Source organism: Agrobacterium sp. 22-214-1, assembly GCF_053522465.1.
The window spans coordinates 995,772-1,021,969 of the sequence record NZ_JBNWCK010000001.1 but is presented as its reverse complement, the minus strand read 5'-3'; the positions used below and the strand labels follow the sequence as shown (position 1 = coordinate 1,021,969).

The following is a 26,198-nucleotide window of genomic DNA, read 5'->3' as shown; positions in this document are numbered from 1 at the left end:
TTCGTCAGACACTTCGCCGTAAGGTGTCGCCTCCTATATCTTCATCATCCACCGCTTCTCCCCCGGTCAAACGGGCTCCAGTCTGAATGAAGAAAGAAGGTACACCATGTCTCATTCGCAAAACGGACGTTCCTCGCTGAAGACGGCCTCGCTGAAGACGGCTTTGAAGGCCACGACCGTTGGCGGCCTTGCGGCGCTGATGCTTTCCACCGGCATCGCCGCACCGATCCTCCATTCGTTTGCCGCTCCCGTCGAGGTGAATGCGCCGCAGGTTCCGAGCTTCGCCAATGTGGTCGATGCGGTGTCGCCCGCCGTCGTCTCCGTTCGCGTGCAGTCGAACGTGCAGCCCGCTTCCGATGACTCCAGCAATTTCTCCTTCAATTTCGGCGGCCGTGGCCTCGACCAGCTGCCGGACGACCATCCGCTGAAGCGCTTCTTCAAGGAATTCGGCGGCCCAAATCAGGATCGCTCGGACCGTGGCCCGAACCGCCACCGTGACGGCAAGGGTCCGCTGCGCCCCGTCGCTCAGGGCTCCGGCTTCTTCATTTCCGAAGACGGTTACATCGTCACCAACAACCACGTCGTCGATGACGGCTCCGCCTATACGATCGTGATGAATGACGGGACCGAACTCGACGCCAAGCTCGTCGGCCGCGATCCGCGCACCGATCTGGCACTGCTGAAGGTCGATGTGAACCGCAAGTTCACCTATGTCCAGTTCGCCGATGACAGCAAGATCCGCGTCGGTGACTGGGTCGTCGCCGTCGGTAACCCCTTCGGCCTCGGCGGTACGGTGACATCCGGCATTATCTCGGCCCGCGGCCGCGATATCGGCTCCGGCCCCTATGACGACTACCTGCAGATCGACGCCGCCGTGAACCGCGGTAACTCGGGCGGTCCCGCCTTCAACCTCAACGGCGAAGTCGTCGGCATCAACACCGCCATCTTCTCGCCTTCCGGCGGCAATGTCGGTATCGCCTTCGCCATTCCGGCATCGGTCGCCAAGGACGTGATCGCCGACCTGCAGAAGGACGGCAAGGTCGAACGCGGCTGGCTCGGCGTGCAGATTCAGCCCGTCAGCAAAGATATCGCCGAATCGCTCGGCCTTTCCGAAGCCAGCGGCGCGCTCGTCGTTTCGCCGCAGGCCGGCTCGCCGGGCGACAAGGCCGGCATCAAGCAGGGCGACATCATCACCGCCGTCAATGGCGAGCCCGTCAAGGATGCCCGCGACCTGTCGCGCCGCATCGGCGGCATGGCGCCCAACACCAAGGTTGAAATCTCGCTGTGGCGCGGCGGCAAGTCGCAGCCTGTCACGGTGACGCTCGGCGATCTCGCCAGCGACGATGCTTCCAAGGCGACGCCTGCCCAGAACGACGACAAGGGCGGCCAGTCCTCCAGCGAGAAGGTGCTCTCCAGCCTCGGCCTGACGGTTGCGCCCGCCGATGACGGCAACGGCCTTGCCATCACCGATGTCGATCCCGACAGCGATGCCGCTGCCCGTGGCCTGAAGACGGGTGAGAAGATCACCTCGGTCAACAATCAGCAGGTCGCTTCCGCCGCCGATATCGAGAAGATCCTCGAACAGGCCAAGAAGGACGGACGCTCCAAGGCGCTGTTCCAGATCCAGACGGACGATGGTAGCCGCTTCATCGCTCTGGATATCGACCAGGGTTGATGACTCGCATGGCGATGCCGGTTCTTTCGGGGAGCCGGCGTCGCCAAGGAATGTGTCTCGCCTATAGGACGGGACAGAACATATGGAACGAGCGCGTGCCACTTGTTTCTTCTCCCCGTGGGGGAGAAGGTCGCGGCAGCGGGATGAGGGGGCAAGGGTAGCGATAGACTGCACGCTTGCCTCCTCATCCGACCCTTCGGGCCACCTTCTCCCCGGCGGGGAGAAGAAACCCAGCCGCACTCGCCCAGTCCCTGGGCGCTCGCTCCGTCTTGAAGCGCAAAGGTGCCAGAGACCAGGTCTTCGGAGGAAACCTCATGGAAAACAAGGTTCAGGAAATGTCTGTCGCATCTGTTTCCGGTTGTGCGGAAAAGGGCGAGGGCGCTATTGTTCCGCACATGAAGATTCTTGTCATTGAAGACGACCTCGAGGCTGCGGCCTATATGACCAAGGCGTTCCGCGAAGCCGGGATAGTCGCCGACCATGCGAGCGACGGTGAGAGCGGCCTGTTCATGGGCTGCGAGAACGCTTACGACGTGATGGTGATCGACCGCATGCTGCCGCGCCGCGACGGACTTTCCGTCATCAGCGAGCTGCGCCGCCGCGGCATCGAGACGCCGGTTCTGATCCTTTCCGCGCTGGGGCAGGTGGATGACCGCGTCACCGGCCTGCGCGCCGGCGGCGACGATTATCTGCCGAAACCCTATGCCTTTTCCGAACTGCTCGCCCGTATCGAGGTGTTGGGCCGCCGCAAGGGCAAGCCCGAGCAGGACATGATCTACCGGGTCGGCGATCTCGAACTCGACCGGCTCTCCCACGATGTCCGCCGCAACGGCAAGGAAATCCTGTTGCAGCCGCGCGAATTCCGCCTGCTCGAATATCTGATGAAGAATGCCGGCCAGGTCGTGACCCGCACCATGCTTCTCGAAAACGTCTGGGACTATCATTTCGACCCGCAGACCAATGTCATCGACGTGCATGTGTCCCGCCTGCGCTCGAAGATCGAGAAGGATTTCGAGAAGCCGCTGCTGAAGACCATTCGCGGCGCCGGTTACATGATGAAGGACGAGGGCTGATTGGCGAAAATGGCCCGCCTCAGAATAGTCTTCCGGTCGACAGCGGTGCGCCTTTCGGCGCTCTATATTCTGCTGTTTGCGCTCTGCGCCGCCTTTCTGGTCTTCTATGTCACCGCCCTTTCCGAACGGCTGCTGAACCAGCAGACGCGCGATGCCGTCTTGCAGGAAGTCTCGGATGTGCAGCGCATCTATAATCGCGGCGGCATCAACCCGCTGCTGCGGATGATGGAACGCCGCGCCCGCCAGCCGGGGGCGAGCCTTTACGTCATCGCCGGGCCGAATGGCGAAATCCTTGCCGGTAACGTCGCTTCGGTGCAGCCGGGCGTTTTCGACAAGGAAGGCTGGACCGGTTTTCCTTTCCGTTACGAGCGTTACTCCGAAAGCGGCGACAGCGTGCAGCATCTGGCCACCGCCAATGTCTTCATGCTGGACAATGGCCTGCGCATCCTGATAGGGCGCGACCTCGGCGAACCTACCAAGTTCCGGGCGCTGGTGCGCAACGCGCTGATGGTGGCGCTCGCCATCATGGGCGGCGGCGCGCTGCTCATCTGGTTCGGCATCGGCCGCAACGCGCTGAAACGCATCGACCGCATGTCGGCGGCGACCAAGAAGATCATGGCCGGTGACCTTTCGCAGCGCCTGCCGCAGGGCCGCTCCGGCGATGAATTCGACCGCCTGTCCGGCTCGCTCAACGCCATGCTCGGCCGCATCGAAAAGCTGAATGAAGGCCTGCGGCAGGTCTCCGACAATATCGCCCATGATCTGAAGACGCCGCTGACGCGGTTGCGCAACAAGGCGGCCGCAGCGCTTGACGACAATGACGAGACGAAACGGCGCGCAGCGCTTGAAGGCATCATCGCCGAATCCGACCAGCTTATCCGCACCTTCAACGCGCTGCTGATGATTTCCCGCGTCGAGGCAGGTTCAATTGCAGCAGAAATGACCGATGTGGACGTCTCGGCGATTGCAGCCGACAGCGCCGAACTCTACGAGCCGGTGGCCGAGGATGCCGGGCTTGTGCTGGAGGCCGAAATAGAGGCTGACCTGTCGGTAAAGGGCAACCGCGAGCTGATCGGTCAGGCGCTCTCCAACCTCATCGACAACGCCATGAAATATGCCTGCGAGGGCGAAGGCGACAAAAAGCTCGTTGTGCGTCTGGCAAGGGAGCCGGAGGCCATCGTGCTCTCCGTCGCCGATAACGGCCCCGGCATTCCCGCCGACAAACGCGGTGAGGTGCTGAAACGCTTCGTCAGGCTGGATGAAAGCCGCTCGAAACCCGGAACCGGGCTCGGCCTGTCGCTGGTGGAGGCCGTGATGGAGCTGCATGGCGGATCGCTGATGCTATCGGACACGGATGCCGCGAATGCCGCGTGCCCGGGGCTGACCGTTTCGATGGTGTTTCCCGTCTCGAAGGCTTAGGCATCGCGGCTGACGATGCCGTTCACCGGGATTTGTGCGCAAAGTCTTCGCCATCCGGAAAATGACTGTTTTTCAACATTGTATTGCAAGATGATCTGAAGAATAGTCCGATTGATTGACTGCAATGGCTCTGTTCGGAAATCGCGTGCGATGGACGAAAGGATGTGTGACGGGTGGCAGCTACGGTTCCCTTGACCGACGACGGGCACGGCCCGATCATTCTGTTCGATGCGGAATGTGTGCTGTGCTCCGTGAATGCGCAATTCGTGCTGCGGCATGACAGGGCCGGACATTTCCGCCTGGCATCCATGCAGGGCGATATCGGCGCGGAAATTTACCGACGTTGCGGCATGGACCCGAAAGATCCGGTCAGCATGCTGGTCGTGGAAGGTGGCAGGGTGCGGCAGGACAGCGATGCCGTGCTGAGCATATATGAAGCGCTCGGCCTACCCTGGCGGCTGATCACCATATTGCGCATCGTTCCCGCATTCCTGCGCGATCCCGTTTATCGCTTTGTCGCCCGCAATCGCTACCGCTGGTTCGGAAAACGCGAAGAATGCTGGGTGCCGCCGCCGGAGTACCGGGAGAGGATACTTTAAACATCGCGGCCCCGGTGAAACGCCTTGCGGCGCTTCACCGGGTGAGGAGGCGTGAGGGCAGGGACGCCTTTCCTCATTGGGGACGTGCCGGAGCGCGCATCCGTGGCCGCGCATTCCTCCTGCTCACGGTTCAGAACGTGTAAGCCACGCCCACCATCGCAAACGGCTGAATATCCTTCTTCGACAGGGGGCTGTCCTTGGCATCGCCCAGCAGGAAGCCGACGCCGCCCGCGCCGGTGATCGACCAGTTCTCGGTGAGGAGGTAAGTGACGGAGGCGCTGGCGTCGACGCGCTTGAAGCCCGATTTCGCGTCGAAGCGGCGCAGGCCCGAGCGGGCGGATTGCGCCGAGGTGACGCCGAAATAGGATTTCATGTGCTTGTCGTCCGCCCAGGTGGCGGAGAGGTCGGCGCCCAGGATGAACTGGTCCACCTTGTGCGAGACGCTGGCGCCGATTGTCGCGGTCAGGCCTTCGCTGCCGTCGATGGTCTTGTCCACCTTGGCGTAGATTTCGAAGGGGTCCACGCCATAGGCAATGACGCCGCCGACCACGCCGGCCGCCTTGATATCGCCCATTCCGCGCAGGTTTTTCCTGTCGTCCTTTTCCTTGCGCCCGGCTTCCCAGCCGCCCTTCACACCCAGCCTGAAGCCGTTGTGGTTCAGCAGGTTGACGGTGACGCCGCTGAAATCGATGCTCAGCGTATCTCCATATTCGATGGAAACCAGGGGCACGGCGCCCGCTTCCACCTTGTCCGAACCCTCATACTTCGGGGCGTAGGCGGCACCGACACCGAGCGTGATCTTCCAGTCGCTGGAGCTGCTGTAGCGGGCATTGTCGAAATTGCCCTGCGGATCGGCCACCCGGTCCGATTTGCCGATGTCGGCGGCAAAAACGGGCGTCCAGACGGCCTGCGCCACGGGCAGCGCCGTCAGGCAAAGGGCCATCGCGCGCAGGTTCTTTTGCAATTTCGCTGTAAAAATCTGTTTCATGATCATATCCGTTGCAACACCGAGCGTTGGAAAACCGGGGAGTCGGGTTTCGTTGAGGCTGACGCTACGCGGGCACAATTGCGGAGACATTACGGGGTACGGCGCTTTGGAAAACATCGCCATCGGCGGTTTTATGATCGCAAAGCGGCCTGCATTTGTTACAACGCCACATGCATGCGCCGGGAGGATTCTAAGAGGTGCGGCGGCAGGGACGTTTCGGGTGCGGCGCATCCGGTCCTGAAAGTCGCGTGTCGGGGAGCGGCGAGAGGATAGTCGGAAGAGGGAGAGACACAGTGACGAAACGGGAAACCGCTGAAAGGCGGCTGAGCGAGGTTCTGCCGGGCGTGATCCGCCCCTATACGCAGACGGAACTGAAATCCGTTCTTTCGACGCTGAAGGATATCGGCAAAAGCGAGCCGGCGGTGGCCGCGCTGCTTGCCGGGGAAAGTCCGCTGAAGGATTTTATCGCCGCGGCCTTCACGCTGTCCCCCTATCTGCGTGACATGGCGTCGGCGGATGAGGGGCTTTTGTCGCTGGCGATGTCGAAACCACTCGAGCCGCTGCTGACGGATCTCGTCCATGAGGCGCGCGATTGCTGGAAGCCGGGCGAAGAAGGCGGGGTGCCGAGCGAAAACGAGGTGATGTCGCGGCTGAGGGTAGCCAAACGGCGGCTCTCTTTCATCGCAGCACTTGCCGATCTGGCGCGCATCTTCACCGCGCGCGATACGACACGCTGGCTGAGCGATATGGCGGATGCATCGCTTTCCGCCGCCATCGATCACCTGCTGCTCGCCGCCCATGAGGGCGGCAAGCTGAAACTGAAGAATGTTGCAGCCCCGAGCGACGGGTCGGGCCTCATCGTGCTCGGCATGGGCAAGCTCGGCGCGCGCGAACTGAACTATTCCTCCGATATCGACGCCGTGGTGTTCTTCGAACCCTCAGCCGGCATCATGGACGATCCCTATGACGCGACGGAGAATTTCGGCCGGATGATGCGCCGTCTGGTGCGCATCATGCAGGAGCGCACGGCCGATGGTTACGTTTTCCGCACCGATCTTAGGCTGCGGCCCGATCCCGGCTCGACGCCGCTCGCCATTCCCGTGGAGGCGGCGCTGCTTTATTATGAGGGCAGGGGCCAGAACTGGGAACGCGCCGCCTATATCAAGGCGCGGCCGGTGGCCGGCGATATCAAGGCGGGTGAGAATTTCCTGCGCGAGCTGACGCCCTTCATCTTCCGCAAATATCTCGATTATGCGGCGATTGCCGATATTCATTCCATCAAGCGGCAGATCCATGCCCATAAGGGCCACGGTGCCATTGCCGTGAAGGGCCACAATGTCAAGCTCGGGCGCGGCGGCATCCGCGAGATCGAGTTCTTCGCGCAGACACAGCAACTTATCGCCGGCGGCCGTATGCCGGCGCTCAGGGTGCGCGCAACGCAGGAGGCGCTTGCGGCGCTGACCGAGGCGAAATGGATCGACGCCGAAACGCGTGACAGCCTGACGGAGGCCTATTGGTTCCTGCGTGAGGTGGAGCACCGCATCCAGATGGTGCGCGACGAGCAGACCCATGTGCTACCCGATAGCGAAGCCGAACTGAAGCGCATCGCCTTCATGCTCGGCTTCGAGGACACCAGGGCCTTTTCGGAAAAGCTGGAACAGGTGCTGCGGCTGGTGGAGCGGCGTTATTCGGCGCTGTTCGAGCAGGAGGTGAAGCTGTCAGGCGAGGCCGGCAATCTGGTCTTCACCGGCCAGAAGGACGATCCCGATACGTTAAAGACGCTCTCCGCCCTCGGCTTCGAACGGCCGGAGGATATTTCCCGCGTCATCCGCACCTGGCACAATGGCCGCTACCGGGCGACGCAATCGGTGGAGGCGCGCGAACGGCTGACGGAGCTGACGCCTGACCTGCTCAGGGCCTTCGGTGAAAGCAAGCGGGCCGATGAGGCGTTGCTGCGCTTCGACAATTTCCTCTCCGGCCTGCCGGCCGGCATCCAGCTCTTTTCGCTGCTCGGCAACAACCCGGCGCTGCTCGACCTTCTGGTGACGATCATGTCGTCCGCACCGCGCCTTGCCGAAATCATCGCCGCCCGTCCGCATGTCTTCGACGGCATGCTTGACCCGGCATTGATGAGCGACGTGCCGACGCGCGACTATCTCGCCCATCGTATGGGAAGCTTTCTCTCCAATGCCCGGCATTATGAGGATATTCTCGACCGGCTGCGCATCTTTGCTGCCGAACAGCGCTTCCTCATCGGCGTGCGGCTGCTGACCGGCGCGATCCGTGGCGAGGTCGCCGCCCGCGCCTTCACCCATCTTGCCGATCTGGTGATCGAGGCGGCGCTGAATGCGGTTCTGGCGGAGATGGAGGCGGCACATGGGCCCTATCCCGGCGGGCGCGTGGCTGTCATGGGCATGGGCAAGCTCGGCTCCTTCGAGCTGACGGCCGGTTCGGATGTCGATCTTATCCTGCTTTACGATTATGACGATGCCGCCCATGAATCGACCGGCGCAAAGCCGCTCGATGTGGTGCGTTATTTCACCCGCGTCACGCAAAGGCTGATTGCCGCGCTGTCGGCCCCGACGGCGGAAGGCGTGCTTTACGAGGTGGACATGCGGCTTCGCCCCTCCGGCAACAAGGGGCCGGTGGCGACCCGCATTTCCGCCTTCGAGAAATACCAGCGCGAGGAAGCCTGGACCTGGGAGCACATGGCACTGTCGCGCGCCCGCCTGATCTGCGGCGATGCTTCGCTGATGGAGGATGCGCGCCGCATCATCGCTTCCATCCTGTCGCAAAAGCGCGATGTGGCCAAGGTCTCGGCCGATGTGCTGGAGATGCGCAGCCTGATCGAGCAGGAAAAGCCGCCGGAAAACAACTGGGACTTCAAGCTCATCAATGGCGGGCTGATCGACCTCGAATTCATCGCTCAATATCTGGCGCTGGTGGGGCCGGTGAAGGGGCTTGTCGCTCACGAACCGGGACGCAACACGGCCGAGGCGCTGCAGGCGCTCGCCGCGCCTGTCATGGAGCCGCAGGCTTTTGATGACTGCATGGCGGCGATGGGGCTTTATACGGAAATATCGCAGATCGTGCGGCTGTGCATCGACGGGACGTTCAATCCGAAGGAAGCGCCGGCGGGATTGATCGATCTCGTGTGCAGGGCGGGGGATTGCCCGGATATCTCGACGCTCGAGGGTGAGGTGAAGCGGCTGGCGAAAGCGGTGCGAAAAGCGTTTATGGCGGTGGTGAAGAACGGTAATTAGTGAATCTGATCATAGAAAGAAGAAGCTGAGCATGAAGGTGTATTTCTATATACTGCTTGCGATATTATTGTTCTTTTTTGGACCTCTTATTTTAAATATATCGGCGGATATCATTGCATACGCAAATGGATGCCAAATCCATCTCGATGAGATTCAGTGTTACGCAGAAGACGCCTCCGTCCCCATTGCAGCTGCTTTTGCACTGGATATATCGTTATTGGCGGTGCGATTGTTGTTCTTTGCGCCCCCGATCGCGGCGATGTTTTTCTTCATCTGGCTATTGCTAATATTGCGATATGCCCTCCTAAGATTTGAGGCCAAAAGTAAATGATGGAAGAGCCCATTTCCCTATAATTTAGGCCTCTGTCGGTTGGGCGCGAACATCGTCCAACGCTCAATGCACCGTCCCACAGCACCCCGCCGCATGCGGAATGATGATCGTCACCACCGTGCCCCGACCCTCACACGAGCGGATTTTCATCGTGCCGCCATGCAGCTTCACCAGCGAGCGGGAAATCGCAAGCCCGAGGCCGGAGCCGCCCTGGCTCTTGGCATATTGGCTCTGCACCTGTTCGAAAGGCTGGCCGATCTTGTTGAGCGCCTGGGCGGGAATGCCGATGCCGGTGTCTGCGATGGTGAGGATCATCGCGGCCTGATGCACATGGGTGCGCAGCGCGATGCGGCCGCCATCGCCGGTGAATTTCACGGCGTTGGAGAGCAGGTTGAGCATGATCTGCTTCATGGCGCGGCGGTCGCCTTGCATGGTGAGGCCAGCGCAGACCTTCTGCTGCACGGTGATGTTCTTCTGCTCGGCCTGAATGGCGGTTAGCCGCAGGGTTTCCTCGATCAGCGGCGCGAGATCGATCGTCTCACGGTTGATGCGCATATGGCCCGCCTCGATCTTCGACATATCGAGAATATCGTTGATGACGTTGAGCAGGTGTTTGCCGCTATCGTGAATATCGCGGGCATATTCGGAATATTTCGGCGAACCGACAGGTCCAAACATCTCGTTCTGCAGGATGTCGGAAAAGCCGAGGATGGCGTTGAGCGGCGTGCGCAGCTCATGGCTCATATTGGCAAGGAATTCGGATTTCGCCCGGTTGGCGGCCTGCGCGCGTTCTTTTTCGGCGAGATAATTGGCGTTGGCGTCGGAAAGCTCGGTCTTCTGCCGCTCCAGCTTGTGCTGCGAGGCGGAGAGATCGCCAATGGTGGCCATCAGCCGGCGCTCGGAATCGCGCAGTCGTTCCTGATGGCGCTTCAGAAGGGTGATATCGGTGCCGACCGAGACGAGGCCGCCATCACGGGTGCGGCGTTCGTTGATCTGCAGCCAGCGGTCATCGGCAAGCTGCACTTCGGTGGTGCGCGACAGGCCGGACTGGTCCGGATCGGCAACGCGACGTTCAACGACGGGGCGGGCGGCTGCGGCATAGACGGTGCTTTTTTCCGTGCCTGCCACCAGTACGCTGTCCGGCAGGCCATAGGCCTTCTGGTAATGGGTATTGCACATCACCAGACGGTCGTTCTTGTCCCACAGCACGAAGGCTTCCGAGGTGGATTCGATGGCGTCGGCAAGGCGCTGGTCGGCCTCGGCGTAGCGTTGTGCAAGGCGGTGCTGCTCGGTGACATCCATGGCGATGCCGATGACGCGCGGGCCGTTATTGGTGCGGATGACCTGGGCGCGGGCGCGGAGCCAGACATAGTGGCCCTTGGAATGGCGCATGCGGAAGATCTGATCGATCTGGCGCAGGTTACCGCAGCCGACGGCGCGGGCAAGCTCATAGAGATTGCCGTCTTCGGAATGCATCATGCGGGCGGCGTCGGAGAAGGAGAGCGGCGCGGCTTTGGGCGGCAGCCCGAGAATTTCGTAGAGCGAACCGGACCAGAACATGCGCCGCGTGGAAAGATCGAAATCCCACAACCCGCAGCGGCCGCGAGACAGCGCGGTTTCGACGCGCAGATTGGATTCGGCGAAGATGTCGTCAGCGTCGCGGGCGCGCTTCACCTGCATGTAATAGGCATAGAGCACGACGAGCAGGATCGAGGAGATGCCGGCGAACAGCGTCACGTTCATGGCGATTTCGCTGCGCCAGAAGGAACGGATCGGCTGCAGCGAGCGGGCCGCGATCACCATCGCGCCATCGTCGCCGAAGGGGATCATCGTCGCATAATGCTGCTGGCCGTCAATATTGGTCTCGATGGTGCCGGGCGCGCCGGGGAAACGCTGCACGATGGCTATTTCAGGAAGCAAAGCCGGCAGCGACGTGCCGATATAAAGCATCGCTTCCTTGCCGGCGCCGGCGAAAATGCGGCCATTGCTGCCCGAAAGAAGCACCATGGTGCCGTCGGCAAGGCTGCCCGACGGCAGCGCCGCGACGAGGTTCGCTTCGGCGCGGGCGCGATCCTGCGCGGTGAAGACGGTATCGTTGTTGAGAAGGGCTGCTTTGGCCGTCAGCGCCGTCAGCGCCGTGGAATGGCGGGCGGCCTCTTCCATGCGGCTATATTCGGCGACGATGCCCAGCATGCGCGAGGCTGCGACGACGACGAGAAAGGCGAGGATGAGAATGGGAATGAGACGTTTCAGCAGGGTCTCGACCTGCGGCATCGGGCGGTCGGAGCCATTCATCAAACCCATCAGGTCGCTGGAAAGCCTTTCGCCCCAAGCCGCAAGATCAGAAAATTTGGCATACGGCCGCTCATCGCCCGCAGTCGCCCGCCGCACGTTCGTCATTGTCCCGCCTTCAAGATGTCCCCAGTGATTCGAAGCGCCGCCGCTCGAATATGACTAGTGAATCAAATGCGATTCGCCGTGTCCAGAGGCAAAAGTTAAAAGAATTTTAACCCCTTGAACCGACTCCGTATTTTTTCGGGACGGTACGGGATGCAAGGACTTCTGGTGTCGTTACACCCCCATTTCCTCATTCCTGTGCTTGTCACAGGAATCCAGCCGACACGCGTCTGCGTGGCGAAAAGAGTCCTTTCAGCCCAAGGACTTGGGCTGGCTAGATTCCTGTGACAAGCACAGGAATGAGGGTTGCGGAGCACTCCGGCAGTCCGTTTCGAACTGCCGGAAAAGCGAGGGAAATCAGCCCTTCAGGATGCGCCCGACGATATCGCTTACATCCGTCGACAGCCCCTTGGCGTCGGCGATGGTCGAAAGCGCCGCCTTGGCGTGTTCGGCACGGCTTGCCTCCAGCGACCGCCAGGAGCGCATGGAGGTGAGAATGCGGGCGGCGAGCTGCGGATTGCGCTTGTCGATGGCAATGATCTGCTCGGCGAGGAACCGGTAGGCGGCGCCATCGGCACGGTGGAAGCCGGTGGGGTTGGCGAAGGCAAGCGTGCCCACGAGCGAGCGTACCCGGTTCGGATTGGTGGCGATGAAATGTTTCGATTTCATCAGCGCCTTGATCCGGTCGAGCGCGCCGTCGCCGGGAATGGCGGCCTGCAGCGAGAACCACTTGTCGAGCACCAGAGCATTGTCGGCAAAGCGCGTTTCGAAGGCGGCAAGCGCTTCCTTTGTTTCCGTGCTTTCCGGGAAACGCTGGGTCAGCACGCTGAGCGCATGCGCAAGATCGGTCATGTTGGTGGCGTCGGCATAAGCCTTCGAAGCGCGGGCCGGCGTTTCCTCGGCAAAGGCGAGGAAGGTCAGCGCACCGTTGCGCAGCGAACGGCGTCCCGCACTTGCCGCATCCGGGCTATAGGCCTCGACGTCAGCCGTGCTGTCGGCAAGCCGCCGCAGCGTTTCGAGCCCGGCCGTCGCAATGGCCTTGATGGTGGCGTTGCGCGCCCTGTGGATGGCGTCCGGATCGTTGTCGCCGCCCATTTCGCGAGCGATATCCGTTTCGCTCGGCAAGGCCAGCGCCTGCGCCCGGAAGGCGGGCTCAAGTGCGTCGTTGCCGATGATTTCGATGAGCGTTGCGGTCAGCTCCGCATCCGTTTGAACGTCCTTGCCATTCTGCACAGCCCTGGTGGCGGCAATCAGCGCCGGCAGGGCAAGATCGGTCAGCGCCTGGAAGCGGGCGAACATATCCGTCTCATGCCGGGCGATCTGCACCAGATCGGCCGCACTCTGCTCGAAATCCAGATTGATCGGCGCCGAGAAGCTGCGATTGATCGACAGCACCGGCCGCGAGGAAATGCCGGAGAAGGAGAAAGTCTGGTTGCGTTCCGTCAGGTGCAGCACGCCGTCGCGATAGTCGCCGCCTTCGACGGCCTGAGGCTCGGCGATCTGGCCATTGTCGAGGATCAGCGCCAGCGACAGCGGAATGTGACGCGGCTGCTTCACCGGTTGGCCGGGCGTCGGCGCGGTCGTCTGTTCCAGAGTGAGTTTGAATGTGGACTTGCCCGCATCATAAGCCGAGGAGACGGAGACGAGCGGCGTGCCCGCTTCGGTGTACCACAGCGAAAACTGCGAAAGGTCACGGCCGCTGGCGTCCGCGAAGCTCCTGACGAAATCCTCGACGGTTGCGGCTTCGCCGTCATGGCGCTCGAAATAGAGGTCCATGCCCTTCTTGAAGTCATCCGCGCCGAGGATCGTGGCGATCATGCGGGTGACTTCGGCGCCCTTTTCATAAACGGTCGTCGTGTAGAAATTGTTGATTTCGCGATAGGTATCGGGGCGCGGCGGATGCGCCAGCGGGCCGGAATCCTCTGGAAACTGCTCCGATTTCAGGTGACGCACATCGGCAATGCGCTTGACCGGCCGTGAGCGCATGTCGGCGGAAAATTCCTGATCGCGATAGACCGTCAGGCCTTCCTTCAGGCACAGCTGGAACCAGTCGCGGCAGGTGATGCGGTTGCCGGTCCAGTTGTGGAAATATTCATGCGCGATGATGCGCTCGATATTGGCGTAATCCGCATCGGAGGCGGTTTCCGGATCGGCCAGCACGAATTTGTCGTTGAAGACGTTGAGACCCTTGTTCTCCATCGCGCCCATGTTGAAATCCGACACGGCGACGATCATGAAAATATCGAGGTCGTATTCGCGGCCGAAGCGCTCTTCGTCCCACTTCATCGAACGCTTCAGCGCGTCCATCGCATAGGCCGCACGCGGCTCCTTGCCGTGCTCGACGTAAATCTTCAGCGCCACCTCGCGGCCGGACATGGTGGTGAAGGTATCTTCCACCACGCCGAGATCGCCGGCGACAAGCGCGAAGAGGTAGCTTGGTTTCGGATGCGGATCGAACCATGCCGCGAAGTGACGGCCTTCATCGTAATTGCCGCCGCCGAGGAAATTGCCGTTCGAGAGCAGCAGGGGATTGCCTTCCTTCGCCGCGATGATCGTCACCGTATAGGGCGCCAGAACATCCGGCCGGTCGGGGAAATAGGTGATACGGCGAAAGCCTTCCGCCTCGCATTGGGTGCAATAGACGCCATTGGTGCGGTAAAGCCCCATCAGCTGCGTATTGACCTGCGGATTGATGTAATTGGTGACGCAGATTTCGAAGGGCGCCTCCGTCGGCAGGTCGCGGATGGTCAGGCTCTCCGGCGTCGCCTCATATTGACCGGCGGGAAGTTCCACCTGATCGAGCAGCAGGCTGGAAAGCTTCAGCTCGTCGCCATCGAGAACCAGCGGCGCCTGCCGCTCAGCACCTTCGCGCCGGTGAAAGATCAGACGGGCTTCGACCTTGGTATTCTTGGGGTCGAGTTCGAAGGTGAGATCCACCCGCTCCAGAACGAAATCGGTGGGGCGGTAATCTGCCAGGTGAACGATCTGGCCCGTGTCTGTTCGCATGACTGTCCCTGAATAACTTTGCGTGGTCTTCCCGGCATCATGTCGTCATAAGGCCCGGATGTAAAATGGGTAGAATATTCGTCACGTTCATGTGCGCGTCGGAGGACGTTCTGTCCCGCCATGGAAGGCTTTGCCGGCCGTGCAGACAATCCTCCCGCCGCCGGACCTGTGGACCATGGCAGCAAATGTTGAACGATTGCTGAAATTATATTTTATTTTCTTCAAATTTTAGCGCGCGTCGCTTTTGGTTTGCATCATTTCCGCAGCCGCGAAAACAATCCCTCCCCAAATCGACGGAATTCACGGGTAAATCACATTTTTTGTTGTAAAGCGCCGGAGGAATGCTCTAGCCTTGCATAAATCCAATTCCCCTGCGTCGTCCTCCCCGCATGAAAAATCTCCCGATGGCGTGTTTGCGCAGCCGATATGAGTAGTTGCCAATGAACGCCGAACCGATGAATCCCTTTCGCGGGATTAGCCTGAAGCTGATTTCGGTCGGCTTTTTTCTTGTCATGCAGACCTGTATCAAGGCCGCAGGCGATGTGCCTGCCGGCCAGATCACCTTCTTCCGCTCCGCTTTCGCCATTCTCCCGATTGTCGTCTATCTGGCGTGGCTGCATGCGCTGACCAGCGCGCTGCACACCAATAATCTTTTCGGCCATTTCAAGCGCGGGTTTCTGGGCATCCTGTCCATGGCCTGCGGCTTTTACGGGCTGACCATGCTGCCGCTGCCGGAATTCATCGCCATCGGTTATGCCTCGCCGCTTCTCGCGGTCGTTTTTGCCGCCGTCATCCTGCATGAAAAGGTGCGCATCTATCGCTGGAGCGCGGTCTTCGTCGGCATGACGGGCGTGCTGGTGATTCTCTGGCCGAAGATGACGCTTCTGAGGGAGGGCGGTTTTGCCGCCGGTGAGGGGCTGGGGGCCATTGCCGTATTGTGCGGTGCGGCGCTCGGCGGTCTGGCGATGATCCAGGTGCGGCAACTGGTGGAGACGGAAAAGACGCCGACCATCGTGCTCTATTTTTCGCTCACCGCCACCCTGCTGTCGCTCGTCAGCGTGCCCTTCGGCTGGAGTGCGCTGAGCATGACGCAGGCCATGCTGCTGATCACCAGCGGCATCTGCGGCGGGGTTGCGCAAATCTTCCTGACGGAGAGTTACCGGCACGCCGAAGTCTCCGTCATCGCGCCCTTCGAATACAGCTCCATCATCTTCGGCATCGCGGTCTCCTACATTCTGTTCGGAGATATTCCCACGTTGACGATGCTGATCGGCACGGCGATCGTTATCCTCGCCGGCATCTTCATCATCTTTCGCGAGCATCAGCTGGGCCTGGCAAGACGGGCGGCCCGCAAGGCCTCGACGCCGCAGGGGTGAGGGATGTTGCCACTCCCGCGGTATGATTGCATCGTATCCCCGAAGTTAATGACGAAGGGCAGATATTTTCCCGGCGTCATCCTTGGGCTTGTCCCAAGGATCTAAACACGCCACCAAAATCGATCCGTTGCAGATCCTCGGGACAGGCCCGAGGATGACGTCGGAGTGTTTGGCGCGTCTAAGCGGCCCGCTCTCGCAAACACACGCAAAAGCAAAAGGCGCCTTCCCGAAGAAAGACGCCAGCGCGCAATCATATCTGTGGACCAGCGCTAGACTGGCCTGAGTGCTTCTCAGCGCTCGCGGAAATCCGCGAAGACTGCCGAGGGACGCGTCACGCGGACCTGCTGCATGGCAGCGCGTGCGGTCATCTGTTCGTTTGCGGCTGCGCCGAAACGATGGTAGCCCTGACTGGAGCGAGGGCCGAGGCCCGCCAGGCGGAGCGTTTCAAAGCCGGAATGTACCGGACGGAAGCGAGTGGTCATTGCCTTGGTTCCTTAAACCTATTCCTCCCAAGACATGGGGCCTATATCGCAGTGCAGCATGGATTCGGCAAGCTGAGCAAATGCGCCGCTGTTATGCGCATTGTGCATGGCTTTTTTCATAATTCATTTACATTGAGCAAGAATAAGGCAATCAGCCTTCGGCAATCTTTGCCTGAAAAGCCAATAAATCCTGCCATGCCAATGACTTGCTGGCCGGCGCATTCAAAAGTTCCTGCGGATGCAGGCTGGCCAAAGCCGGCAGAATCAGGTGTCCGGCTGCGACATCACGCCACTGTCCGCGTAGCGTATGGATCGTGCCAGTGCCGCCAAAGAAGAAACGTGCGGTAAAGTTGCCGAGAAGCAACAGGTGTTTCGGCTCCGCAAGGGCGATCTGACGCTCGATGAAGGGCCGGCAGATATCCATTTCGGCCTGAGTCGGCGGGCGGTTGCCCGGCGGCCGCCAGGGCACGACATTGCCGAGCATGATGGCCCCGCGTTCAAGGCCGATGGCCGCCAGCATGCGGTCGAGCAACAGCCCGGTCTTGCCGGCGAAGGGCAGGCCTTCGCGGTCGTCATCGGCATCCGGCATCGGGCCGATGACCATAATGGCGGAGGCGGGGTCGCCTTCGGTAAAGATCGTATTGCGCGCGCTGTTCTTGAGGTTGCAGCCGCTGAAACCGTCGAGCGCGGTTTTCAGCTCGGCAAGCGACCGCGCGCTTTCGGCCGCAAAACGCGCCGCCGCCACGGCCTGCTCGTCCGGCATGGCGACATTCTGCTGAATGGCGGGGGCCGCCGGTGCGCCGCGCGCCGGGGCGTTGCGCGTCGCCGCCTGCCGCTGAGGCGCATCGGCACGGCGGTCCGCCGGCCTTTCCATCCGGCGTGAAGCTGCTGCGGCCTCCTGCGCAGGCGCGGATCGGGCTGGGCGGGCGGCGGCAAATTCGGCGAAACGATCGACCGGCTGGTCTTCCAGCAGCCAGTCCACGCCCGCATCCGCATGGAAATGCAGGAGGGCGGCGAGTTCGGCCGGGGAGAGGTCGTGAGCGGCGATCATGGGCGGAAATTACCCCATGTTCCCCGCCCGGGGAACCCGCAAATCACACTGTCCAGCGCTGAATATCGCCGCTTTCGCCGATCATGGCCAGACCATGGGCAATCGAGAGCAACTCGCCGCCGCTTTCGATGCGGTCGGCGTCGAAACGGCGGGTGAAAAGCTCCCGAACCGCCGGCACGAAGGAGGTGCCGCCGGTCAGGAACACCTTGTCGATGGCTTCGGGCGCGACTTTCGTCTTTTCCAGAACCTCGTCGAGCGCTTCTTCTATCTTGGCGAGGTCTTCGGCGATCCAGTTGTTGAAATCGCTGCGCTTCACCATCTTGCGGCCGGCCTTGCCCAATGGTGCGAAGTTGAATTCCGCTTCTTCCGCCGAGGAGAGCGCCATCTTGGTGGCGGATATCGCCTGATAGAGCGGGTAACCCTCGTCATGTTCGACCAGATCGATGAAGAGTTCGAGCTTTTCCGGCTCCAGCGCCGAGCGCACCAGCGATTTGAGGTCGGTGAATTCCTTCGAGGTCTTGAAGATCGACAGCTGATTCCAGCGGCCGAAATTCACGTAATAGCCGGAGGGCACGTCCAGCACCTTGTCGAAGCTCTTGAACTTGCTGCCCTTGCCGATTTCCGGCGAGACCAGATTGTCGATCATGCGGAAGTCGAAATGATCGCCCGCCACGCCGACGCCGGAATGGCCGATGGGGGTGGCGGAAAGCTTGCCGGCATGGGTTTCGAAACGGATCAGCGAATAGTCCGTCGTGCCGCCGCCGAAATCCGCCACCAGCACATTGGCGTCCTTCTTCAGGCTCTGGGCGAAATAATAGGCGGCCGCCACCGGCTCGTAGACATAGTGGATTTCCGGGAATCCGGCGCGGGTGAGCGCCTCGTTGTAACGGGCGAGCGCCAGTGTTTCATCCGGATTGCTGCCGGCGAAACGCACCGGCCGGCCGGCGATGACGGTGGAGACGTCCCCCGGCCATTCCTCGCCCGCATAGGCCTTCAGCTTGCGCAGGAACACATCCATCAGATCCTCGAAGCTCTGGCGCTTGGCGAAGATCAGCGTGCCCTGAAACAGCGGCGAGGCCGCGAATGTCTTGATCGATTGCAGGAAACGGCAGTCGCCGGCATTGTCGATGAATTGCCGGATGGCGGCATGGCCGGCTTCCACATGCAGGGCGGCCGCACCAAGGCCGGCATCCTTCATGAAGGAGAGCGCCGTGCGCATGCTGTCATCCGTGCCCGCGCTGCTGGTGAAGCGCATGGAACGGCTGGCGCCGCCCGTGTCGGAAAGAGCCATGACCGTGTTGGTCGTGCCGAAATCGAGGCCGAGAGCCCGCTTTTGCGTCATCGCCATATCCTTGTTGCCGATAGAAACACCCGCCCGGCCTGAAAGGCGGCCCGGCGTGAAAATAAGGGATGCCTTTGGCACCCCGATGTCAGAGGAGGGCGGTTGATTGCACAGGCCCGATGGAATGGCAAGCTTTTCCCCCACCGTTTTTCGCAGATTGACGGCAGCGTCTGCCGGGTAGGGAAGATGGTAAACGATCTGCCTCCGCACTCGTGAAAGAGCGCGGCAGTTTTTTGACAATGTTCTTAGGGGTTTGTCGCTATGCTGGTACGAAGCCGCTGCCGTGGAACAGCGCAATGGCAGCCGGCGCGCATGCATTGTTTTTTGCACTGGCGGAGCCCGACGATAAGGGTTTAACTCAACGCTCCCTTCGGTTTTGCCTGTCGCTTTGTCATCTGGAAAATTCAATGTCCCGCAAGACGACCAGTTCCAACTTCGACAATGTATCGCCGGATCATCCCGGCCTCGTTCGGGGCGATGCCGGCGTTTTCAACCGTCAGCTCATGAACCTTCTTGAGGCATCGCAGCAGGGTTATGCGCTGTTCGATGGCGAGGACAGGCTGTGTTTTGCGAATGCGGCTTTCCGCAAGGCGCTGGATGTCGCGCCGGATGAATTTCCAAGCTGGGTCGAGTTGATGCGCAGCGGCTACGGCAACTCCACCGGCACCGCAATCGAGACTTCCGACTTCGAGGTCTGGTTGCGCTCCGCCAGGACGAGGCGCGGCAAGCTGCCCTTCCGCACCATCGAAACCAGCCTCAATGACGGGCGCTGGGTATTGACGACGGAAACGACGTTGCCGGGCGGCTGGATGCTGTGCGTCATCACCGATATTTCCGAACTCGGCATAGAGCTTCGCGACCTCAGGCAGGAGCGCGACAGGGCGCTCAAATCCGCCCTCAGCGACGAGTTGACGGGCCTCGGCAATCGCCGTTACCTGATGGACAATCTGGGCCACAGCCTCGGCCCCCACAAGGCGCAGGCGCTGGCTCTGGTGCTGCTCGATATCGATCATTTCAAGAGTATCAACGATCGCTTCGGTCATGCATCGGGCGACGGGGTGCTGAAACATTTCGCCGAAAAACTATGCGCCGCCGCCGGTCGCGACGATCTCATCGGGCGTATCGGCGGCGAGGAGTTTCTGCTGGGGCTGAGCGGCGCGCGAATGCACAACGCCGAAAGCGTCGTCGAAGCCCTGTTTGCGTCGCTGCGGGAAGCCTCACCGCTCGAACAGGTCCCGGATTTCCGTTACACCTGTTCGGCGGGCATTGCCTTCGTCCGTCCCGGCGATTGCGCGGCTGAAGCGCTGCGTCGGGCGGATACGGCGCTTTATCGGGCCAAGAATACGGGGCGCAACCGCTTCGTCATCCACGATGCGCCCGTTTGATCGCGCGCCGTCGCGGCCTTAATTCGACTTTGCTGCGCCGCCATCCACCCGCAGCATCGTGCCGGTGATATAGCTTGCCGGAACCGAGCAGAGGAAAGCGCCGGCGGCGGCGAATTCCTCCACCGTACCGAGACGACCGGCCGGAATGCTCTTGACGGAAGCCTCGCGAATTTCCTCGACGCTTTTGCCCAGACGCTTGGCGTTGGCGCCATCGAGTTCATCGATGCGGTCGGTATGGATACGGCCGGGCAGCAGCAGGTTGGATGTGATGCCGAAACCGGCCACTTCGGAGGACAGCGTCTTGCTCCAGCCGACCAGTGCGCCGCGCAGCGTATTGGACAGCGCCAGATTGGCGATCGGCTCGAACACGCCGGAGGAGGCGACGGTCAGGATGCGACCGAAACCCTGTTCCTTCATCTGCGGCAAAAGCGCATTGGTAAGCGTGATGACGCGCATCACCATCGACTGGAAGAAGGTATCCAGCTTGTCGGCCGTCATCTCCTGCGCAAGGCCCGGCGTCGGGCCGCCGGTATTGTTGACGAGAATATCGATGCCGCCGAGCTTTTCCCTGACGGCCTGAACCATGGCTTCGACGAAATTGTCCTCGGCCAGATCGCCCCAGACCCAGTCGGCCTTGCCCTTGCCGAGCGCATTGATCGCCTTGCAATTCGCCTCCAGCTTCTCGCCGCTTCTGCCGACAAGAAGGACATGTGCGCCTTCTTTCGCCAGCGCGGTGGCAATGCCCAGCCCAAGGCCGCGAGAGGAGGCGAGAACGAGGGCGCGTTTGCCGGAAATGCCGAGATCCATGGGTTTTGTCCTGTCTTGTGAGTGCTCAATGTGCTGTTTATAGAGTATTTCCAGGAAAAGTGGACCCCGGTTTTCCGTCTGGAAATGCTACAAAACAAAGAGTTAGAGCGCTTTCGCGATTCAAGGAAAAGCGAAAACGCTTCGAGGAAGGCGGCGTCCGGTTTTGAAGGTAAAATACGCGTCATGACAGAACAATCCCTGCTCAAATTCTCCATTGCCGTCACGGTTCTGCTGGCGCTCTTCGGCATCGGCGCAGGTCTGTTCTCCGGCTCCTTCGCCGTGGTTTTCGATGGTGTCTATGCGCTGACGGATGCTTTCATGACGGTGCTGGCGCTGCTTGTCGCGCGGCTGATCGCCGCTTCCGCCGCGCCCAAACCCGGCGGCCGGCTGGTGGAGCGTTTCACCATGGGCTTCTGGCATCTGGAGCCGATGGTGCTCGGGCTTAACGGCACGCTCCTGATGGGCGCTGCGATCTACGCCCTCATCAATGCCGTCGACAGCCTGATGGATGGCGGCAGATCGATCGAGTTCGATTACGCCATCGTCGTCACCTTCGTCAGCTTCGCCGTCTCGCTCGCCATGGCATGGTTCGTCAAACGGCAGAACCGCCGGCTGAAATCCGCATTCGTGGCGCTGGACGCCAAAAGCTGGCTGATGAGCGCGCTTCTGAGCATGGCGCTCTTCGTCGCCTTCGCCGTGGGTTACGGGCTCACGGGAACGGCGCAGGCATGGCTCGCACCCTATATCGACCCGGCCGTGCTGGCGCTGGTTTGCCTCGTCATCATTCCCATGCCGCTCGGCAATGTGAAACAGGCGCTCGCGGACATCCTTCTGGTGACCCCGCTGGAATTCAAGCAGCATGTGGACCGGGTGGCGGCCGAGACGGTGGAGAAATTCGGTTTCTCTTCCCACTATTCCTATGTCGCCCGCGTCGGCCGCGGCCGTCAGATCGAACTCTTTTTCATCGTCCCGAAAAACTGGCCACCCCGGCGTCTGGAGGAATGGGACGCGATCCGCGACGAAATCGGCGATGCGCTGGGCGGCGAGGGGAGCGACCGCTGGCTGACGATCGTGTTCACGACGGACGAGGAATGGGCGGTTTGATCCCATCCGAGGTGCCGCTGCAACGAAACACCTGAAAGCGTCGCCTCCCAAGGGGAAGCAACGCGATCTCACCGTTCTCAGCGTCCGGCATCGATGATCATGCCGCCGTCTGGCGTCAGGCTGTACCCCGTAATGAACTGCGCATCCTTGCTGGCAAGAAACAGCACCACGGGAGCGATGTCGTCTTCGGGGGAGCCATGCCGGGCAAGGGCATTGGCCGGGGCAGGAATATTGGCTGCCGCCGCACCCCAGGTATCGGCAACCGGCAGGACGTTGTTAACAGTTATATTGTCAGCGCCCCATTCGCGGGCTGCAACCCGTGTCAGGGCACGTATGGCCTCCTTTGCCATGTTGTACGGTGCATATGGCACCAGACCCGTGACACCGGCCATCGATCCGAAATTGATGATACGTCCTTCGCCGCGGGCTTTCAGATGAGGATAGGCGGCCTGCATCGTCCGCAGGAAGGCGATCGGACCGGTATCGAAATTGCGCTGCAGTCGTTCCACCGACAGATTGAGAACGGAGGATTGCACCACTGAAGGGTCAAAAGCATTGTTCACGAGGATATCGATGCCGCCCCAGGCCGCGACAACCGTGTCGATCGCAGGCTTGATCGCATTGGCATCGCTGACGTCAATCGCAATGCCCAGAGCGGTCCCGCCTGCCGCTTTTATATCGGCCACGACGGCATCGACATTCGCGGGCGTGAGCGAGAGGACCGCGACTTTAGCCCCTTCGGTCGCGAGGAGTTTGGCGGTGGCGCGGCCAATCCCGCGGCCCGCCCCTGTGACGATCGCAACCTTGCCTTCTAATCTTTTCATGGGTTTTCCTTTTTAGGATTTACTGGTGAGCCGCTGCTTCAAAAGCATAAGGCGAGGGAACATCGCGAACGTGGTTCTGCGTCGCGAAGGATGTGGCCAGCAGAATGAGGCCAATGGCAGCGGGCATCGCACCCTTGACGCTGCGGACGCCGAGATGCGCCATTCCCGACAGGATCAAGTGATAGAAAATGCCCGCATAAGCGAGATCGCTGAGCGGCAGGGAGAGGCGTGTCAGGATCGCAAGGGGTCCGAGTATCTTCACGACGATCATGAACGGCACCAGATGGGCCGCACGATAGCCGAGATCGGCCTGGGCTTTTTCGACGAAGCCCCTCTTGGTCAGGTATAGCGCCGCCGAAGACAGATACAGCGCCGACAGGAGCGCTGTGCTGATCCAGTAGGTGTAAGTCATAGTCATGGAATATCCCTCTCGCCGGGCGTCCCGGCGAAATTGAGCGTTGATCTGGCGCTTTTCGGATGACGCGTTGCATCGGCTACGAAGAGCTCGTAGAGTATTTGTAGGCTATAATGAATTTTCGCAAGTAGGATGAATTTATGACACTAGGTATGGGAATACATACCAATGACTGAAGCCGGCTTTACGATGCAGGACGAGATGCGCCGTGCCTTCGCGATGCTCTCGGGAAAATGGAAGCTGGAAATCATGTGGCTGCTTCATCATCGGGTCCACCGCTTTGGTGAATTACGAAAAGCGATCCCGGGAATTACCCAGCACATGTTGTCGGCGCAGCTTCGCGAATTGGAGGCGGACGGTCTCATCTCGCGCACCGTTTTTGCTGAGGTGCCGCCGCGCGTCGAATATGAGATGACGGAAAAGGCGGGGGGTCTTGGTCCGACGATGCAGGCACTGGCCGCTTGGTGGGAAGAACATGGCAAGACCGTCCCGGCAAAACCGAACCCGCGCGGCCGCAAGCCCAACAGCAGGGCTGCAGGAGACTGAGACCCTCGCTCCTTTCAATGGGGAGTAATGAGGTCCGCTTCCGGCGCGGCGCAGAATATCGGCCGCCGTTAAACCGTTACGGCTCTTGACGCCCTAATAGGTCGTCTCTATTTTGCATCTTACGTTCACGTAAAAGTAATAAAGCAATCATCAGGTTGTCTGACAATTGACTGGCGTGCGACATGTTTTGCCGCTATAGAAGCTCGACAAAGGCGTCCTGCTTTGCGAAGACAGGCGCTGGTGGATGCGGTGTCGCGGATGGTTTTTTGACTGGCGCGGGCGATGCGCCGGGAATGCCGGAAAGCGGATATAACAACAGCCGGATGGGACCGGCGATGCGGAGAGGATGAGATGACGGAAGCGATGGAACTGCCCGAACGCGAAGCGATGGAATTCGACGTTGTGATCGTTGGCGCGGGTCCTGCGGGCCTTGCCGCCGCGATCCGGCTGAAGCAGGTGGAGCCGGAGCTTTCGGTCGTCGTTCTCGAAAAGGGTGCCGAAGTCGGCGCGCATATTCTCTCCGGCGCGGTGGTCGATCCGATCGGCATCGACCGGCTGCTGCCGGGCTGGCGCGAAGAGGAGGGGCATCCCTTCAAGACCGAGGTCAAGGACGACCAGTTCATGTTCTTAGGGCCGGCCGGCTCCATCCGCCTGCCGAATTTCATGATGCCGCCGCTGATGAACAATCATGGCAATTACATCGTCTCGCTTGGGCTGGTCTGTCGCTGGCTGGCGGAAAAGGCGGAAGGGCTCGGCGTCGAGATCTATCCGGGCTTTGCCGCAACCGAAGTGCTCTATGACGACGAGGGTGCCGTCATCGGCGTCGCCACCGGCGATATGGGTATCGAAAAGAACGGCGAGCCGGGCCCGAACTTCACCCGCGGCATGGAGCTGCATGGCAAATATGTGCTGATCGGTGAGGGCGTGCGCGGTTCGCTCGCCAAGCAGCTGATTTCCAAATTCGATTTGTCCAGGGATCGCGAGCCGCAGAAATTCGGCATCGGCATCAAGGAACTCTGGCAGGTCAAGCCGGAAAAGCACAGACAGGGTCTCGTGCAGCATTCCTTCGGCTGGCCGCTCGGCTTCAAGACCGGCGGCGGTTCCTTCCTCTATCATCTCGAGGATAACCTCGTCGCCGTCGGCTTTGTGGTGCACCTCAACTACAAGAACCCCTATCTTTACCCCTTCGAGGAATTCCAGCGCTTCAAGACGCATCCGGCCATCCGCGAGACCTTCGAGGGCGGCAAGCGCATTTCCTATGGTGCGCGCGCCATCACCGAAGGCGGCTATCAGTCGGTGCCGAAGCTCACCTTCCCCGGCGGCGCGCTGATCGGCTGTTCCGCCGGTTTCGTCAATGTGCCGCGCATCAAGGGCAGCCATAATGCGGTGCTGTCGGGCATGCTGGCGGCAGAGAAGATCGCCGTGGCGATTTCCGCCGGCCGCGCCCATGACGAGGTGGCGGAGATCGAGGCGGAATGGCGCGACGGCGATATCGGCAAGGATCTGAAGCGGGTCAGGAACGTCAAGCCGCTGTGGTCGAAATTCGGCACGCTCATCGGCGTCGGTCTCGGCGGTCTCGACATGTGGACGAACCAGCTGTTCGGCTTCTCCTTCTTCGGCACGCTGAAGCATGGCAAGACGGATGCGGAGAGCCTTGAGCCGGCCGCAAAGCACAAGCCGATCGCCTATCCGAAACCGGATGGTGTGTTGACCTTCGACCGGCTGTCGTCGGTGTTCCTGTCCTCCACCAACCATGAGGAAGACCAGCCGGTGCATCTTCAGGTGAAGGACATGGCGCTGCAAAAACTGTCTGAGCACGATGTCTTTGCCGGCCCTTCGACGCGTTATTGTCCGGCCGGCGTTTACGAATGGGTGGAGAAGGACGGCGAGGAAGTCTACGTCATCAACGCCCAGAACTGCGTGCACTGCAAGACCTGCGACATCAAGGACCCCAACCAGAACATCAACTGGGTGCCGCCGCAGGGCGGCGAGGGGCCGGTTTACGCCAATATGTGATGGCGATTACGGCCGAAGCCTTCTCCTCCGTCATGCTCGGGCCTGTCCCGAGCATCTGCAACGGATTGATTTTACGATAGGTGGATAGATCCTCGGGAC

The 26,198-nt window shown here is 60.9% G+C and carries 19 protein-coding genes; 10 read left to right on the top strand and 9 right to left on the bottom strand.

The features are described 5' to 3' along the window. The first annotated feature begins 106 nt into the window (after positions 1-106). The 4 genes from ACQZ5G_RS05115 to ACQZ5G_RS05100 all read left to right on the top strand — a co-directional run bounded on the left by ACQZ5G_RS05115 (position 107) and on the right by ACQZ5G_RS05100 (position 4,766). On the top strand, positions 107-1,675 hold the full coding sequence (locus tag ACQZ5G_RS05115; RefSeq protein WP_020808643.1) for a Do family serine endopeptidase: 1,569 nt from the start codon (positions 107-109) through the stop codon (positions 1,673-1,675). A 314-nt stretch (positions 1,676-1,989) separates the two neighbouring features. After that, positions 1,990-2,748 (top strand): response regulator transcription factor, encoded by a 759-nt coding sequence (locus ACQZ5G_RS05110; RefSeq protein WP_031233368.1) that lies wholly within the window; start codon positions 1,990-1,992, stop codon positions 2,746-2,748. 9 nt (positions 2,749-2,757) lie between these two features. Next, complete coding sequence (locus ACQZ5G_RS05105) at positions 2,758-4,167, top strand: sensor histidine kinase (protein ID WP_448737608.1); 1,410 nt, start codon at positions 2,758-2,760, stop codon at positions 4,165-4,167. Between the two features lie 173 nt (positions 4,168-4,340). Beyond that, positions 4,341-4,766, top strand: coding sequence for a thiol-disulfide oxidoreductase DCC family protein (locus tag ACQZ5G_RS05100; RefSeq protein ID WP_003521243.1), 426 nt, complete (start codon positions 4,341-4,343; stop codon positions 4,764-4,766). A 130-nt stretch (positions 4,767-4,896) separates the two neighbouring features. On the opposite strand, the gene ACQZ5G_RS05095 is transcribed toward ACQZ5G_RS05100, so the two are convergent. Then, positions 4,897-5,760, bottom strand: coding sequence for a MipA/OmpV family protein (locus ACQZ5G_RS05095; RefSeq protein ID WP_003521245.1), 864 nt, complete (start codon positions 5,758-5,760; stop codon positions 4,897-4,899). Positions 5,761-6,047: 287 nt separating this feature from the next. On the opposite strand from ACQZ5G_RS05095, the gene ACQZ5G_RS05090 reads away from it, so the two are divergent. After that, positions 6,048-9,017, top strand: a complete 2,970-nt coding sequence (locus tag ACQZ5G_RS05090) for a bifunctional [glutamine synthetase] adenylyltransferase/[glutamine synthetase]-adenylyl-L-tyrosine phosphorylase (RefSeq protein ID WP_448737506.1) — start codon at positions 6,048-6,050, stop codon at positions 9,015-9,017. 394 nt (positions 9,018-9,411) lie between these two features. On the opposite strand, the gene ACQZ5G_RS05085 is transcribed toward ACQZ5G_RS05090, so the two are convergent. Next, positions 9,412-11,748 carry a PAS domain-containing sensor histidine kinase gene (locus ACQZ5G_RS05085; RefSeq protein WP_448737507.1) on the bottom strand — a complete coding sequence of 779 codons (2,337 nt, stop codon included), beginning with the start codon at positions 11,746-11,748 and terminating at the stop codon, positions 9,412-9,414. A 354-nt stretch (positions 11,749-12,102) separates the two neighbouring features. Next, entirely contained in the window at positions 12,103-14,751 is a 2,649-nt protein-coding gene (gene pepN, locus ACQZ5G_RS05080; RefSeq protein WP_448737508.1) for an aminopeptidase N, read from the bottom strand. Positions 14,752-15,191: 440 nt separating this feature from the next. Between pepN and ACQZ5G_RS05075 the strand changes: the two genes are divergently transcribed. Beyond that, positions 15,192-16,127, top strand: a complete 936-nt coding sequence (locus tag ACQZ5G_RS05075; protein ID WP_003521252.1) for a DMT family transporter — start codon at positions 15,192-15,194, stop codon at positions 16,125-16,127. A gap of 290 nt (positions 16,128-16,417) precedes the next feature. Here ACQZ5G_RS05075 and ACQZ5G_RS05070 read toward each other — a convergent pair whose 3' ends face one another. The 3 genes from ACQZ5G_RS05070 to ACQZ5G_RS05060 form a co-directional block, all read right to left on the bottom strand. After that, positions 16,418-16,609, bottom strand: coding sequence for a hypothetical protein (locus ACQZ5G_RS05070; protein ID WP_003509784.1), 192 nt, complete (start codon positions 16,607-16,609; stop codon positions 16,418-16,420). A 151-nt stretch (positions 16,610-16,760) separates the two neighbouring features. Beyond that, positions 16,761-17,660 carry a uracil-DNA glycosylase gene (locus tag ACQZ5G_RS05065; protein WP_448737509.1) on the bottom strand — a complete coding sequence of 300 codons (900 nt, stop codon included), beginning with the start codon at positions 17,658-17,660 and terminating at the stop codon, positions 16,761-16,763. A 43-nt stretch (positions 17,661-17,703) separates the two neighbouring features. Further along, the gene (locus tag ACQZ5G_RS05060) at positions 17,704-19,002 is read right to left on the bottom strand and encodes an Hsp70 family protein (RefSeq protein WP_080818772.1); all 1,299 of its coding nucleotides are present in this window, start codon (positions 19,000-19,002) and stop codon (positions 17,704-17,706) included. A gap of 407 nt (positions 19,003-19,409) precedes the next feature. Between ACQZ5G_RS05060 and ACQZ5G_RS05055 the strand changes: the two genes are divergently transcribed. After that, positions 19,410-20,387 carry a diguanylate cyclase domain-containing protein gene (locus ACQZ5G_RS05055; RefSeq protein WP_448737510.1) on the top strand — a complete coding sequence of 326 codons (978 nt, stop codon included), beginning with the start codon at positions 19,410-19,412 and terminating at the stop codon, positions 20,385-20,387. Positions 20,388-20,405: 18 nt separating this feature from the next. Here ACQZ5G_RS05055 and ACQZ5G_RS05050 read toward each other — a convergent pair whose 3' ends face one another. Further along, the gene (locus ACQZ5G_RS05050; protein ID WP_304982376.1) at positions 20,406-21,194 is read right to left on the bottom strand and encodes an SDR family oxidoreductase; all 789 of its coding nucleotides are present in this window, start codon (positions 21,192-21,194) and stop codon (positions 20,406-20,408) included. A 183-nt stretch (positions 21,195-21,377) separates the two neighbouring features. On the opposite strand from ACQZ5G_RS05050, the gene ACQZ5G_RS05045 reads away from it, so the two are divergent. Further along, positions 21,378-22,298 (top strand): cation diffusion facilitator family transporter, encoded by a 921-nt coding sequence (locus tag ACQZ5G_RS05045; protein ID WP_003524087.1) that lies wholly within the window; start codon positions 21,378-21,380, stop codon positions 22,296-22,298. A 77-nt stretch (positions 22,299-22,375) separates the two neighbouring features. On the opposite strand, the gene ACQZ5G_RS05040 is transcribed toward ACQZ5G_RS05045, so the two are convergent. Further along, positions 22,376-23,122, bottom strand: coding sequence for an SDR family NAD(P)-dependent oxidoreductase (locus ACQZ5G_RS05040; RefSeq protein WP_448737511.1), 747 nt, complete (start codon positions 23,120-23,122; stop codon positions 22,376-22,378). Positions 23,123-23,141: 19 nt separating this feature from the next. Beyond that, positions 23,142-23,540 carry a DoxX family protein gene (locus ACQZ5G_RS05035; RefSeq protein WP_035240151.1) on the bottom strand — a complete coding sequence of 133 codons (399 nt, stop codon included), beginning with the start codon at positions 23,538-23,540 and terminating at the stop codon, positions 23,142-23,144. 165 nt (positions 23,541-23,705) lie between these two features. Between ACQZ5G_RS05035 and ACQZ5G_RS05030 the strand changes: the two genes are divergently transcribed. Together ACQZ5G_RS05030 and ACQZ5G_RS05025 are read left to right on the top strand one after the other, a co-directional pair. Beyond that, positions 23,706-24,083: a winged helix-turn-helix transcriptional regulator gene (locus tag ACQZ5G_RS05030; protein ID WP_448737512.1), complete on the top strand. Its 378-nt coding sequence runs from the start codon at positions 23,706-23,708 to the stop codon at positions 24,081-24,083. Between the two features lie 351 nt (positions 24,084-24,434). Next, positions 24,435-26,099 carry an electron transfer flavoprotein-ubiquinone oxidoreductase gene (locus ACQZ5G_RS05025; RefSeq protein ID WP_448737513.1) on the top strand — a complete coding sequence of 555 codons (1,665 nt, stop codon included), beginning with the start codon at positions 24,435-24,437 and terminating at the stop codon, positions 26,097-26,099. The last annotated feature ends 99 nt before the right edge of the window (positions 26,100-26,198 follow it).

Bases quoted from the DNA above. Each gene is read 5' to 3' on its own strand.
- ACQZ5G_RS05115 (WP_020808643.1), top strand. From the start codon at position 107: ATGTCTCATTCGCAAAACGGACGTTCCTCGCTGAAGACGGCCTCGCTG.
- ACQZ5G_RS05110 (WP_031233368.1), top strand. From the start codon at position 1,990: ATGGAAAACAAGGTTCAGGAAATGTCTGTCGCATCTGTTTCCGGTTGT.
- ACQZ5G_RS05105 (WP_448737608.1), top strand. From the start codon at position 2,758: ATGGCCCGCCTCAGAATAGTCTTCCGGTCGACAGCGGTGCGCCTTTCG.
- ACQZ5G_RS05095 (WP_003521245.1), bottom strand. From the start codon at position 5,760: ATGATCATGAAACAGATTTTTACAGCGAAATTGCAAAAGAACCTGCGC.
- ACQZ5G_RS05085 (WP_448737507.1), bottom strand. From the start codon at position 11,748: ATGACGAACGTGCGGCGGGCGACTGCGGGCGATGAGCGGCCGTATGCC.
- pepN (WP_448737508.1), bottom strand. From the start codon at position 14,751: ATGCGAACAGACACGGGCCAGATCGTTCACCTGGCAGATTACCGCCCC.
- ACQZ5G_RS05075 (WP_003521252.1), top strand. From the start codon at position 15,192: ATGAACGCCGAACCGATGAATCCCTTTCGCGGGATTAGCCTGAAGCTG.
- ACQZ5G_RS05070 (WP_003509784.1), bottom strand. From the start codon at position 16,609: ATGACCACTCGCTTCCGTCCGGTACATTCCGGCTTTGAAACGCTCCGC.
- ACQZ5G_RS05065 (WP_448737509.1), bottom strand. From the start codon at position 17,660: ATGATCGCCGCTCACGACCTCTCCCCGGCCGAACTCGCCGCCCTCCTG.
- ACQZ5G_RS05060 (WP_080818772.1), bottom strand. From the start codon at position 19,002: ATGACGCAAAAGCGGGCTCTCGGCCTCGATTTCGGCACGACCAACACG.
- ACQZ5G_RS05055 (WP_448737510.1), top strand. From the start codon at position 19,410: ATGTCCCGCAAGACGACCAGTTCCAACTTCGACAATGTATCGCCGGAT.
- ACQZ5G_RS05050 (WP_304982376.1), bottom strand. From the start codon at position 21,194: ATGGATCTCGGCATTTCCGGCAAACGCGCCCTCGTTCTCGCCTCCTCT.
- ACQZ5G_RS05045 (WP_003524087.1), top strand. From the start codon at position 21,378: ATGACAGAACAATCCCTGCTCAAATTCTCCATTGCCGTCACGGTTCTG.
- ACQZ5G_RS05040 (WP_448737511.1), bottom strand. From the start codon at position 23,122: ATGAAAAGATTAGAAGGCAAGGTTGCGATCGTCACAGGGGCGGGCCGC.
- ACQZ5G_RS05035 (WP_035240151.1), bottom strand. From the start codon at position 23,540: ATGACTATGACTTACACCTACTGGATCAGCACAGCGCTCCTGTCGGCG.
- ACQZ5G_RS05030 (WP_448737512.1), top strand. From the start codon at position 23,706: ATGACTGAAGCCGGCTTTACGATGCAGGACGAGATGCGCCGTGCCTTC.
- ACQZ5G_RS05025 (WP_448737513.1), top strand. From the start codon at position 24,435: ATGACGGAAGCGATGGAACTGCCCGAACGCGAAGCGATGGAATTCGAC.